This is a genomic window from Salinispora pacifica DSM 45544 (assembly GCF_000378845.1).
Lineage (GTDB): Bacteria > Actinomycetota > Actinomycetes > Mycobacteriales > Micromonosporaceae > Micromonospora > Micromonospora pacifica.
In genome coordinates this window covers 1,513,146-1,524,514 of sequence record NZ_KB905359.1, presented here as the reverse complement: position 1 = coordinate 1,524,514, position 11,369 = coordinate 1,513,146, and the positions used below count along the sequence as shown (strand labels likewise).

The window sequence follows — 11,369 nt, the reverse complement described above, 5'->3', positions numbered from 1 at the left end:
GGGATTCGCGACACATACGTGTGCCCGGGTTCGCGCCATCAATTCGGCGGCGGGCTGGCCGAGGTAGGTAACGACGAAAATGGGGGCAGATTCATGTTTGACGTGATCATTGTTGGGGGCGGGCCGACCGGCATGATGTTGGCCGCGGAGCTGCGGCTGCACGGAGTGCACGTGGTGGTGCTGGAGCGGGACACCGAGCCGCCGGTGATTGTCCGCTCGCTCGGGCTGCACGTGCGCAGTATCGAGGTGATGGACCAGCGCGGCCTGCTGGAGCGCTTCCTCGCGAACGGCCAGCAGTACCGGGTCGGTGGCTACTTCGCCGGCATCACCAAGCCGTGGCCCGACAACATGGACACCGCGCACGGGTACATCCTCGGTATCCCGCAGACCAGCACCGAAAGACTCCTCGCCGAGCACGCCGCCGAGGCCGGCGCGGACCTCCTGCGCGGCACCGAACTCGTCGGCCTGAGCCAGGACGAGGAAGCGGTGACCGCGGAACTCGCCGACGGCACCCAGCTCCGTTCCCGCTACCTCGTCGGTTGCGACGGCGGCCGCAGCACGGTCCGCAAGCTGCTCGGCGTGGACTTCCCCGGCGAGCCCACCCGGTTCGAGACGTTGCTGGGCGTCATGGAGCTGACCGCGGCACCGGAGGAGGTCGCCGCGGTGATGACCGAGGTCCGCAAGACGCAACTCCGGTTCGGCGCCGGCCCGGTTGGCGACGGGGAGGGGCTGTACCGCGTCGTCGTACCCGCCGCCGGGGTGGCCGAGGATCGCACGACCCCGCCGACGTTCGAGGAATTCCAGCAGCAGCTGCGGGTGACCGCCGGCACCGACTTCGGGGTGCACTCACCGCGCTGGCTGTCCCGGTTCGGTGACGCCACCCGGCTCGCCGAGCGCTACCGGGTCGGCCGGGTGCTGCTGGCCGGCGACGCGGCGCACATCCACCCGCCGCTCGGTGGGCAGGGGCTCAACCTCGGCATCCAGGATGCCTTCAACCTCGGCTGGAAACTCGCCGCGGAGATCGGCGGCTGGGCGCCGATCGGGCTGCTGGACACCTACCACGCGGAGCGGCACCCGGTCGCCGCCGACGTGCTGGAGAACACCCGCGCGCAGACGGAGCTGATCACCCTCGCGCCGGGCCCCCAGGCCGTGCGCGGGGTGGTGGCGGAGCTGATGGACTTCGAGGAGGTGAACCGCTACCTGATCGAGAAGGTCACCGCGATCTCGGTGCGGTACGACTTCGGCGAGGGGCACCATCTGCTCGGCCGGCGGCTGCGCGATGTGGAGCTGAAGCAGGGACGCCTCTACGGCCTGATGCACCGCGGGCGGGGAATGGTGCTCGACCAGACCGGCCGGCTTTCGGTGGCCGGCTGGGCCGACCGGGTCGACCACGTGGTGGACGTCAGCCCGGAACTGGACATGCCCGCGCTGCTGCTGCGGCCAGACGGCCACGTGGCGTGGGTCGGCGACGATCAGGAGGAACTGCGCACCCAGCTGCGGCGATGGTTCGGTGAGCCGTCGGCGTAATTCGGTTGATCGACTGAGTGGGAACGGGTAGCGAACCTCCTATGTCGACATCGTTGCGCAACGTCTGTTTCGACGCCGCTGACCCGTACCAGCTGGCCACCTTCTGGAGTCAGGTCATGGACCAGCCGATCGCCGCCGAGTGTGCGCCGGGCCTGGAAGAGGCGTACCTCGATGCGGTTGGCGGGTCGTGTCTGGTTTTCCAGCAGGTACCGGAGACTAAGGTCGGCAAGAACCGGGTCCATGTCTGCCTCACTCCCGAGCTCACGCGAGACGAGGAGGTTGAACGGGTCATTGCGTTGGGGGCGAGGTTCGTCAGCGACCACCGAAACCCGGACGGCACCGGATGGGTAGTGTTGGCCGACCCGGAGGGCAACGAGTTCTGCGTCCTACGCAGCGACGCCGAGCGGGCCGGCTGAGGAGCGGTGGTGAAGGTCGTCATTCCGGTGGGACTGGTCAGGTCGGCACCGTCTTCGGATGGGCGTTGACCGCTCAGGGGCATGAGATTGTGCTGCTCACCCGGTTTCCGGTGGGTGAGCGCCAGGTCTACGGGGATGGCGGCCCGCCTGGCGACCGGGCCAGGCAGATCGATGGCAGCGATGTGGTCATCAAACTGGCGGGGCGGAGGGTGAGCTGCCGCCACACCCCACCCGGCTCAGTCAGACATCCAATCTAGAAACGATCGACAAGGGGCCAGGCGGCCGCGGCGCAGAGCGCGGCCGCGGGCAGCCAACCCCACCACAGCCCCGACCGGTGCCGGCGGAACCAGCCGACCACCAGGCACCCCACCGCCCCCGCCCACAACGTGAAGGTCACGAGCCACAGCGCCGGCCGGTCGCTATACGTCAGATACGGCAGGAACCAGAGGAGCAGGTAGGCGTACAGCGTCAGCAGCGGTAGCAGCACGAGCGCCACGACGATCACGGTCGCGGTGCGAACCCAGGCCCAGCGCATGCCGGGCTTTCTATCGAAACGCGTTCACACCGTCAAGGGCCGGTAGCGGCTGCCCGGTGTGGTGGCGCCGCCGCGGATTTGCGGTCGTGGCGTCGTCGCCACCCGCCTAGATTGGGCTGATGCCATCGGTCAAGCAGGTCCAGGTAACTTTCGACTGCGCGCAGCCGGAACGGGTGGCACGGTTCTGGTGTGAGGCGCTGGGATACGTCGTGCCACCACCGCCCACGGGCTTCGCCACCTGGGACGACTTCGACCGCACGTTGCCACCGGATCGGCAGGGCTCGGCGTTCGCCTGCGTCGATCCCTCCGGTGCGGGTCCGCGGCTGTTCTTCCAGCGCGTTCCCGAGGGGAAGGCGGTGAAGAATCGGCTGCACCTGGACGTGCGGGTCGGAACCGGGCTCGTCGGCGCCGAGCGGGTGGCCGCCCTCGAGGCCGAGTGCGCCCGGCTGGTCGCGCTCGGCGCGGTGCGGGTGCGACTCCTGACCGCCGACGGCTACGACGAGTCGTGCCTGGTGATGCAGGACGTCGAGGGCAACGAGTTCTGCCTCGACTGATGCCCCGCCCGGTCAGCGTCCGAGACCCGGCTGGAATCGCCCTGGTTAGGGCCGTGGTAGCCACGGCTCCTGCCGGTGGGGACGTGGCCTGGCTCCAACCGGCCGTGTCCCCACCGGGCCGAAGCGTGACAGTACCCTGACCGCATGCCGATAGCCGCTGCGCTGCGTGATCTGGTGCGGGCAGTCGCCACCGGCCACGATCCGAAACCGGGAACAACTGCCGCGTCGGGTCGAGCCCGTCGGTTGGCGCGGCTGCGGGTGTTGGCGCCGCTGGTCGCGTTCCTGCTGTGGCTCAGCGCGACGGCGAACCTCGCGCCGTACCAGGTTGGTCGGTTCGAGACGATCCTCATCGCCGCCCTGACCGCGGCGCCGGTGGCCCTGCTTCCGGGCCGCGCGCTGCTGGCGTGGCGGGTGGCAGCGGTGGCCACCCTGCTCAGTGGCGGCCTTGGACTACACGAAGCCGGTGCTCCCTGGCCCGGCAACCCGGTACTGATCCTGGTCTACCTCGTTACGCTCGTCGTGGTCGGCCACCGCCACCCGCTGGGGGTGCTGCTCTGGGTCTGGGTGTTCAGCCTCGCGATGTCGCTGGCGTTCCTCGACCCGAGCGTCGGCTACGGCAGCATCTTTCTGGTCAGTGGCGTGCTGGGCATTGGCCACCTGTGGGGCCGGTGGGCGCAGGCGCGCGCCGGCCTGGTCGCCGAGCAGGAACGGGGTGCGGTGCTGACCGAGCGCGCCCGCATCGCCCGTGAATTGCATGACGTCGTCGCCCACCACATGTCCCTCATCGCGGTGCGGTCGGAGACCGCCGCCTACCGGCTGCACGAGCTTCCACCGGCGGCGCGCGCGGAGTTCGGGGAGATATCCGAGGCATCCCGGGAGGCACTCACGGAGATGCGGCGGCTGCTGGGCGTCCTACGTGCCCCGCAGGAGCAGCCGTTGACCGCGCCGCAGCCGGCTCTCGCGGAGCTGGAGGTGCTCGTGGCGGACGCCCGGGCAGCCGGAACCCCAGTCACGCTGTCGGTGGACGGGACGGTCACCGACGTGCCGGACGCGGTGGGCTCCTCCGCCTACCGGATCGTGCAGGAGGCGCTTTCCAATGTGGCTCGGCACGCGTCGGGTGCCCGCACTGACGTCACCCTGCACCGGAGCCGGCACGAGTTGACCATTCGCGTCCGCAATGCGGTCAGGGTGGATTCCGCCGGCCGGCCGGTGTCTTCTCAGGGTTCCGCGCCGGCCGGCGCGGGCGGCGGCCACGGCCTACTTGGAATGCGCGAACGGGTGGCCATGCTCCACGGCAGCCTCCGCGCAGCCGAGACCGACGACGGTGGATTCGAGGTACGGGCGACGTTGCCCCTGGAGAGCCAGTCATGATCAAGGTGTTGCTCGTTGACGACCAGGCAATGTTCCGGGAGGGTTTCGGGGCGTTGCTCACCGCCCAGGAGGACATGGTGGTGGTGGCGGACGCCGCCGATGGTGAGCAGGCGGTCGCCGCCGCGCGCCGGTACGACCCCGACGTCATCCTGATGGACATCCGGATGCCGACCATGAATGGGTTGACCGCAGCGCGTCAGATCCTGGAGGTGCCACCTGGTGGACACCGGCCGCGGGTGCTCGTGCTGACCACCTTCGACCTGGACGACTACGTGTTCGAGGCGCTGCGGGCCGGCGCGAGCGGATTCCTGTTGAAGGATGCGCCCGCCGCCGAACTCATGCACGCGGTACGCGTGGTGGCCGCCGGCGGGGCGCTGCTCGCTCCCTCGGTGACCCGGCGGCTCATCGCGGACTACGTGAGCCGCGCGCGGCCGCGGCGGGCCGACCCGGATTCGATCAACGCCCTGACCCGGCGCGAGGCGGAGGTGCTGCGGCTGATCGCGCGCGGACTGTCGAACCAGGAGATCGCCGCGGAGCTGGTGCTCGCCGAGCAGACCGTCAAGACTCACGTTGGCCGCGTGCTGATGAAACTCGACCTGCGAGACCGGGCGCAGGCGGTGGTCTACGCCTACGAGAGCGGCATGATCAACCCGGGGGAGTAGTACCGGGGTACCGGTCCGCCGACGTGCTGTGAGCCCTGGCCATCGCTGGCGTGGCGCTCGGCCACTGGCTGGTTACCGCCTTCGTGGTCACGAGTCGCCCTGGCTGCCCCTGCTCATTCGCACGCCGACGAACAGCGCAGCTCGGCGATTACCGTGAATCACCCGGACCAGCCGGTGCTGGTGTGTGACAGTGCGAGACGTGCCTACGTGCACCTCGGGCATCCGACCACTTCACAACGTGAGGAAAACCCGTGCTACTTCGCCTGCACCACTTTCGTCACCTGGCCGGAAGCGCTTCACCTCACGGAGCCGCAGCGCAGGCCAAGCTGACGTTGGTCGCGGCATCCTTCTGTATCTTCCTGGTTCAGCTCGACTTCTTCGCGCTCAACCTCGCGCTGCCGAAGATGGCTTCGGAGCTGCGCACGTCTCCAACCAACCTGCAGTGGGTGATCAGCGCCTACATGCTCTCCCTGGCGGCGTTCCTGATTCCTGGCGGCCGGCTCGGCGACATCCTTGGCCGCCGACGCATTCTCGTGGTCGGACTCGTGATTTTCGGCCTGAGTTCGCTGGGTGCCGCCCTGGCCCCCAACGCGGGGACCGTCATCGCCTTCCGGACCATCCAGGGAGTTGGCTCCGCCATCATCTTCCCGCTCGCCATCGCCATCGTCACGAATGCTTTTCCCGCGGAGCGGGTGAAACGGGCGATCGGCTACGCCTACGGCATCGGTGCCGTGTCGATGGCGCTCGGCCCTCCCTTCGGCGGTGGGATAACAGAGCTGGTCGTCTGGCGGGTCGTGCTGCTCGTGAACGTACCGTTGAGCATTATCGCCATCGCGATCGTCGTCGCTGGCGTGCGTGAATCGCGCGACCCTACCGTGCCCCGGTCGATTGACCTGCCGGGCCTGGCCCTGGTGGCGGCGGGGATCGCCCTGGTCACGCTCGCGGTAGACCTGGCGAGCACCTGGCAGCCCCTCGCCACGGCCGGGATCGCCGTGGTCGGGCTGCTGATTCTGGCGGCGTTCGTGCAGCGCGAGCGGTTGGCGAAGTATCCTCTGGTCAAACTCGACCTGTTTCGCAACCGTCCCTACGTCATCGTGACCCTGATGGGGACGGTCGCCAACGTCGCTCTCGTCATCGGAGTGTTCGGTAGCACGGTCTACCTCCAACAAGGGGAGGGTCGTTCACCCCTCGCCGCGGGTCTGATCCTTCTCGCCGCCTCGGTGGCCACCGGAATCGCCGGTCCGATCTCAGGGCACCTCGGCGAACACCTGAATATTCCGGTAGTAATGGGCATCAGTGCGGCAACCGGTGGGATTGGCCTATTCGTGGTCTCTCTCGGCGGTGGTTTCGGTTCCTACCTGCCCGGCCTTGCGTTGTTCGGATTCAGCTACGGCGTGGGGTACGCGATGTCCAATATCGGCACGCAGTCGGTTGTCGCCCGGGAGCTGGTGGGCGAAGCGTCCGGTGTCACCCTCGCGATCGTTATCGGGGTCTCCGGCCTCGCGGTGGCGGCCGCGGCGACGCTGATCGACATCCAGTCGAGAAGTGTGGGGCTCACGGAGGCCATCGAGGACATCATGCGGTGGACTGCGGCAGGAAGCATCGTGGCCTCCGGGCTTCTCCTCGTGGTAGCTCGCCGCCGACCGTGACCGGCACGAGACGGCCGGAGGAGCGTGCGCCATCCCCTCACCTAATACCCGCGGTCGGTGCCTGATGTCGCCGTCGCCTCCGGTCGCGGACCCGACCGCGCTGCTGCGCCGGATCGGTCAGCACTACGCCGGGCAGCCGGTGCTGGTGTCGTTCGACCGGGCGGGCTGCCGGCTCTGGCTGGCCGAGGGGGACCACGTCCAGCCGCTTGCCCGAGCCGCGACCCTCGACGACGCGGTATCCGCCCTGCGGCTCACCGGTCGGGAATAGCGCAAAGAGCCGACGAGGAGTTCACCGGTTGTCGAGCTGCATCCACAGGTCCGGCCGCGCGAGCGGATCGAAGCCGAGCTTGGCGTACACGTCATGGGCGTCCCTGGTGGCCAGCAGGATGCGGCGTACGCCGAACTCCGCGAGATGGTCGCGGACCGCACCGGTGAGCCAGGTGCCCAGCCCACGCCCGCGCGCGGCAGGCTCGATGTAGACATCGCAGAGCCAGGCGAAGGTGGCTCGGTCGGTCACCGCCCGGGCCACCGCTACCTGGCGCCCGTCCTCCGGCCGGTAGACGCCGAAGCCGATCGAGCCCGCGAAGGCGCGCTCCACGGTCGCCCGGTCCCGCCCCCGGGCCCAGTACGCGTCGGTGGAGAGCCAGTGGTGGACCAGGTCAAGGTCGAGCCGCTCGGGGGCGGTGCTGAGCAGGTAGCCATCGGCTCGGGTCAGGGTGTGCATCGGCCCGATGCTAGACGCTGCCTTCTACTGCTTCAGCAGCCAGTTCTTTCGTCCTGGTCTGCTGGGTCGACCACCCGCACCGTTGGCCACGGCTGGTTCGCTCGTACCGTCCACTCCTCGTTCGTCGGCGCGGGGTTACGCGCGGACTCCTCCCATATGGCGAAGATCCAGTCAACGAACGTCGCTGGATAGCCGTTTACGGGCATTTCGCAGCGGTTTTGCTGCCCTGGCCGGTGATCCGGTCGTTGGTGATCACTGCATTGGCCATGCCCAGCGCAGCGCCAGCGATCGGCGGCCTGTACCGCGTTGGGCAGGGCGTGGCGGATGGCCTTGGCGTAGGCGGGGCGAGCCGTCTCGGCGCACGACCTCGTGTCGGGGGTGCTCGCGCAGTCACGCTTGCGGAGTGTCGGCGGTGCGGTCGGGTAGTACGTCGATACGTTCGTGTGTCTCGGCGTCGATCATCACGGCGGGGTAGCGGTGCCGCCGGAGTAGAGCGCAGTTGCCTACATCGCACGGGGCCGTTGCCCGGTGGGCAACGGGATGGGCTGCAGGGGCGCGCAGGGCTGTGGGACAGGCTCACCGCCAGTATCTGCCAGCAGAGAGACCGGCCCCGGCCGCCAACTTCTTGACCACGGCTCTGACCGACCTGTTTGAACGGGCGGTGCGGCGCTGGTATCGCTCCAGTACCTCGAACCTGTTCGCGGAAGGCGTGCCGGCAGCCGTCTGTGGGGCACACCAGGCGCCGTACCCGCGGGCGGACCACCACCCACCGCCACGAATTTTACTCACTGCATGTATGTCACTACCTAGCGTCTTGTTCTGGGTCGGTAAGTCTACTATCCTCCGACAGGTGCGAAGCGGACGGTTAACCCGGCTTCCCTCCTTTTCATTACCATTCGCTGCCCTTTTCGCATCATTGTGTATATTGCTCTGCCTTGCCCACGGCTATACCGGGCATCATCGAAGTAGTGCGAGCCAAGCGCATCTTGCCGCTCAGGCCGCCGTGCACCAGCATTCGAAGCATCATCATCACCCCTCGATCCAATGCCGACCTGTCGCGCCCACAAAGCGCTGGAATACGTCGGGTTCGCATGTCAAGCTCGTGGCCACGCAAGCCGTCCCATTGCCGAGCGATCAGGCAGTACTCACGCGCGTGCCGGAATACCGTGCACCTCAGCGGGCCGAGGCGGGCCGGCAGCGTCTCTTGTTGAAGTGCGTAGCGCGGAACTGACGGTCAAGGGCATCTCCATGTCATTGACCAGTCATTCACGCGAAAGGTCACACATACCATGCAAGCCGCTATCCCTGCACGCCCGCTTCCCGGTCCGGCGCAGATCCTGGGGCACCCGACCGGTGTCCATCACACACCTACAGATTTGATAGGGAACACGCCGATCGTGTGGGTCGGCCGACCACTCACCTCTGCTGCCCACGGTTTCTGGGCGAAGCTTGAGGCGTTCAGTCCCGGAGGTATCAAGGACCGCAGCGCACTACACCTTGTGGCGCAGGCGCGCAAGCGAGGTGACCTCAGCCCGGGAGCCATGATTGTCGAATCGACCAGTGGAACCTTCGGGTTGGGACTCGCGCTGGCAGCCAACGCGTACCAGCATTCACTCACGCTGGTGACCGATCCCGGCCTTGAGCCGATTATGCAACGGCTACTGACCGCCTCGGGGGCTGCGATCAGCGTCGTCGACCGTCCACATCTACAGGGCGGGTGGCAGCAGGCCCGGCGGGAGCGCGTGGGCGAGATTCTGGCCGCTACCCCTGGTTCTTGGTGTCCGGACCAGTACAACAACCCGGACACGTTGCCCGCCTACGAGGGTCTCGGTCTGGAGCTCATCGCACAGCTGGGACGCATCGATGTCCTGGTGTGCAGCGTCGGTACGGGTGGCCACTCCGCCGGCACGTTCGCGCCTATACGCCGGTACTTTCCACACGCACGGCTTGTCGGGGTTGACACCATCGGCTCAACGATCTTTGGTCAGCCAGCACGGCACCGGCTGATGAGGGGGCTGGGTAGCAGCATCTATCCCCGCAACGTCCAGTACGGCTGGTTCAGCGAGGTCCACTGGGTGGCACCTGCCGAAGCCGTGTGGGCGTGCCGGCAGCTCGCCGCGCACGGCTATGTCAGCGGCGGGTGGAGCGTTGGCGCCGTCGCCCTCGTCGCCGCCTGGCTGGCGCGGACGTTGCCTGGTGACACCCGTATCGTGGCCGTCTTCCCAGACGGACCACAACGCTACTGGGACACCGTTTTCAATGACGACTACTGCCAACGGCACGACCTGCTTGGCATCGAACCGGCCGCTGAACCCGACAGCATCGGTGCCCCGACCAGCCACGAGGTCCACCGGTGGACCCGCTGCACCCAGATCGTTGACCTCGGGCAGGGTGATCGGCAGTGAGGGCTGTTCTCGGGCAATTCGGCTCTTTCGGCCGGCCGGTACGCCTGCTCCTGATCAACCAGTTCGGCATCAATCTCGGCTTCTACATGCTGATGCCGTACCTCGCGAACTACCTGTCGGCGCAGCTGCTGCTCGCCGGCTGGATCGTGGGGCTCGTCCTGGGCGTACGCAACTTCAGCCAGCAGGGCATGTTCGCCGTCGGCGGGAGCCTCGCCGACCGGTTCGGGTACAAGCCGTTGATCGTCGCTGGCTGCACGCTGCGTACTGTCGGCTTTGCCCTTCTCGGGCTGGTCGATTCCGTGGCTGTCCTCGTCATCGCAGCGGCAGCCACAGGTCTGGCCGGGGCGCTGTTCAACCCAGCGGTACGCGCCTACCTGGCTGAGGACGCCGGCGAACGGCGGGTGGAGGCGTTCGCCATGTTCAACGTCTTCTACCAGGCCGGCATCCTGGTCGGCCCGTTGGTCGGGCTCGTGCTGACCGCGGCTGATTTCCGCCTGACATGTCTCGTCGCGGCCGCCGTGTTCGCCATCCTGACCGTCGCACAGGCTCGCGCACTACCGGCGCGCGGTGGGCGAAGGGGCGAGCCAGGCGGGGTTGGGTTGCTCAGCGAGATGTTGTCTTCCTGGCGGCAGGTGCTGCGCAACCGACCGTTCATGCTATTCACCGTGGCGATGGCCGGTTCCTACGTGCTGTCGTTTCAGGTCTATCTCACGCTGCCCCTCACCATCGAAGCAAACGCTCCCAGCCCGGCAGTGGAGAAGCTTGCCGTCGCGGCCATGTTCGCGGCCTCAGGTCTGCTTGCCGTCCTCGCGCAGATCCGCGTCACCGCCTGGTGCAGGCGACGCTGGTCACCACACCGCTCACTCACCTGGGGAGTCGCGCTGCTGGGTACGGCGTTCCTACCTGTAGCCGCGGCGAGTACCGGGCCACCCATGCTCGTCGTCGCGTCGGCCGTTCTCGCCGGAGCGATCATCGCCGTGGCGACGATGGTGGCTTACCCATTCGAAATGGACATGGTGGTGACGTTGGCCGGTGCGGGCCGGATCGCCACACACTACGGGGTCTACAGCACCGTCTCCGGTATCGCTGTCGCCATCGGTAACATGCTCGCTGGCGGCGCAGTCGACTGGGCGCGATCCACACAGATGCCCATCGTGCTCTGGCTAGCGCTCGCGGCACTCGGCGTGGCCTGCGGCACGGCAATTCTGTGGTTGGGCAGGCGCGGCTTGCTCGGGCCTGCGATTCCCACGAAACAAGCGGCCACTGTCACCGCCTGAGTCCCGGGTACCGGTTCGCGGCAGTCCATTGCCGCGAACCGGTACTGACGGTAAGGGTCGTCCCGTCTGCAGGATGGTTCGGAACGCGGCCTGGTCAGCCGGCTGAGTGCGAACGCTCGACCGCCAGTGGGATGTGACTGCGCAGTGTCGCTGAGCGTTTCCAGCACGACTGATCGGCCTCGCGACTCGCTCGTTGGGGCCGCCGAGGTTGGTGGCATTCGTCACCGTCGAGGCGGCCCCACCCCACGG

General features: G+C 67.8%; 10 protein-coding genes and 2 pseudogenes. 9 read left to right on the top strand and 3 right to left on the bottom strand.

The features are described from left to right. Positions 1 to 93: 93 nt before the first annotated feature. Both rox and SALPAC3_RS0106890 read left to right on the top strand, forming a co-directional pair. Positions 94 to 1,527 (top strand): rifampin monooxygenase, encoded by a 1,434-nt coding sequence (gene rox / locus SALPAC3_RS0106895; RefSeq protein ID WP_018220525.1) that lies wholly within the window; start codon positions 94 to 96, stop codon positions 1,525 to 1,527. 41 nt (positions 1,528 to 1,568) lie between these two features. Then, positions 1,569 to 1,943, top strand: coding sequence for a VOC family protein (locus tag SALPAC3_RS0106890; RefSeq protein ID WP_018220524.1), 375 nt, complete (start codon positions 1,569 to 1,571; stop codon positions 1,941 to 1,943). A gap of 253 nt (positions 1,944 to 2,196) precedes the next feature. Here SALPAC3_RS0106890 and SALPAC3_RS0106885 read toward each other — a convergent pair whose 3' ends face one another. Then, positions 2,197 to 2,478: a hypothetical protein gene (locus tag SALPAC3_RS0106885; RefSeq protein ID WP_018220523.1), complete on the bottom strand. Its 282-nt coding sequence runs from the start codon at positions 2,476 to 2,478 to the stop codon at positions 2,197 to 2,199. 119 nt (positions 2,479 to 2,597) lie between these two features. On the opposite strand from SALPAC3_RS0106885, the gene SALPAC3_RS0106880 reads away from it, so the two are divergent. The 5 genes and pseudogenes from SALPAC3_RS0106880 to SALPAC3_RS0106860 form a co-directional block, all read left to right on the top strand. Then, a complete protein-coding gene (locus tag SALPAC3_RS0106880) occupies positions 2,598 to 3,032 on the top strand; it encodes a VOC family protein (RefSeq protein ID WP_018220522.1) in 435 nt (144 codons plus the stop codon). 144 nt (positions 3,033 to 3,176) lie between these two features. Next, the gene (locus SALPAC3_RS0106875) at positions 3,177 to 4,403 is read left to right on the top strand and encodes a sensor histidine kinase (RefSeq protein WP_018220521.1); all 1,227 of its coding nucleotides are present in this window, start codon (positions 3,177 to 3,179) and stop codon (positions 4,401 to 4,403) included. Then, positions 4,400 to 5,065, top strand: a complete 666-nt coding sequence (locus SALPAC3_RS0106870) for a response regulator (RefSeq protein ID WP_018220520.1) — start codon at positions 4,400 to 4,402, stop codon at positions 5,063 to 5,065. Before SALPAC3_RS0106875 ends, SALPAC3_RS0106870 begins: the two co-directional genes overlap by 4 nt. A gap of 251 nt (positions 5,066 to 5,316) precedes the next feature. After that, on the top strand, positions 5,317 to 6,714 hold the full coding sequence (locus SALPAC3_RS0106865) for an MFS transporter (RefSeq protein ID WP_018220519.1): 1,398 nt from the start codon (positions 5,317 to 5,319) through the stop codon (positions 6,712 to 6,714). Positions 6,715 to 6,781: 67 nt separating this feature from the next. After that, a pseudogene (locus tag SALPAC3_RS0106860) lies at positions 6,782 to 6,982 on the top strand (hypothetical protein); the annotation flags it as partial. A 21-nt stretch (positions 6,983 to 7,003) separates the two neighbouring features. Here the strand turns inward: SALPAC3_RS0106860 and SALPAC3_RS0106855 are convergent. Together SALPAC3_RS0106855 and SALPAC3_RS28620 are read right to left on the bottom strand one after the other, a co-directional pair. After that, the gene (locus tag SALPAC3_RS0106855) at positions 7,004 to 7,438 is read right to left on the bottom strand and encodes a GNAT family N-acetyltransferase (protein ID WP_018220517.1); all 435 of its coding nucleotides are present in this window, start codon (positions 7,436 to 7,438) and stop codon (positions 7,004 to 7,006) included. A 281-nt stretch (positions 7,439 to 7,719) separates the two neighbouring features. Beyond that, a pseudogene (locus tag SALPAC3_RS28620) lies at positions 7,720 to 8,210 on the bottom strand (transposase); the annotation flags it as partial. A 625-nt stretch (positions 8,211 to 8,835) separates the two neighbouring features. Between SALPAC3_RS28620 and SALPAC3_RS0106845 the strand changes: the two are divergent. Together SALPAC3_RS0106845 and SALPAC3_RS0106840 are read left to right on the top strand one after the other, a co-directional pair. Further along, positions 8,836 to 9,843 carry a PLP-dependent cysteine synthase family protein gene (locus tag SALPAC3_RS0106845; protein WP_018220516.1) on the top strand — a complete coding sequence of 336 codons (1,008 nt, stop codon included), beginning with the start codon at positions 8,836 to 8,838 and terminating at the stop codon, positions 9,841 to 9,843. Next, complete coding sequence (locus SALPAC3_RS0106840; protein ID WP_018220515.1) at positions 9,840 to 11,120, top strand: MFS transporter; 1,281 nt, start codon at positions 9,840 to 9,842, stop codon at positions 11,118 to 11,120. The genes SALPAC3_RS0106845 and SALPAC3_RS0106840 overlap by 4 nt, the downstream gene beginning before the upstream one ends. Positions 11,121 to 11,369: the final 249 nt, after the last annotated feature.

What these genes read in the sequence shown, in the direction of transcription:
- SALPAC3_RS0106890 (WP_018220524.1), top strand. Translation starts at nt 1,569, where the DNA reads ATGTCGACATCGTTGCGCAACGTCTGTTTCGACGCCGCTGACCCGTAC.
- SALPAC3_RS0106870 (WP_018220520.1), top strand. Translation starts at nt 4,400, where the DNA reads ATGATCAAGGTGTTGCTCGTTGACGACCAGGCAATGTTCCGGGAGGGT.
- SALPAC3_RS0106880 (WP_018220522.1), top strand. Translation starts at nt 2,598, where the DNA reads ATGCCATCGGTCAAGCAGGTCCAGGTAACTTTCGACTGCGCGCAGCCG.
- SALPAC3_RS0106885 (WP_018220523.1), bottom strand. Translation starts at nt 2,478, where the DNA reads ATGCGCTGGGCCTGGGTTCGCACCGCGACCGTGATCGTCGTGGCGCTC.
- rox (WP_018220525.1), top strand. Translation starts at nt 94, where the DNA reads ATGTTTGACGTGATCATTGTTGGGGGCGGGCCGACCGGCATGATGTTG.
- SALPAC3_RS0106875 (WP_018220521.1), top strand. Translation starts at nt 3,177, where the DNA reads ATGCCGATAGCCGCTGCGCTGCGTGATCTGGTGCGGGCAGTCGCCACC.
- SALPAC3_RS0106855 (WP_018220517.1), bottom strand. Translation starts at nt 7,438, where the DNA reads ATGCACACCCTGACCCGAGCCGATGGCTACCTGCTCAGCACCGCCCCC.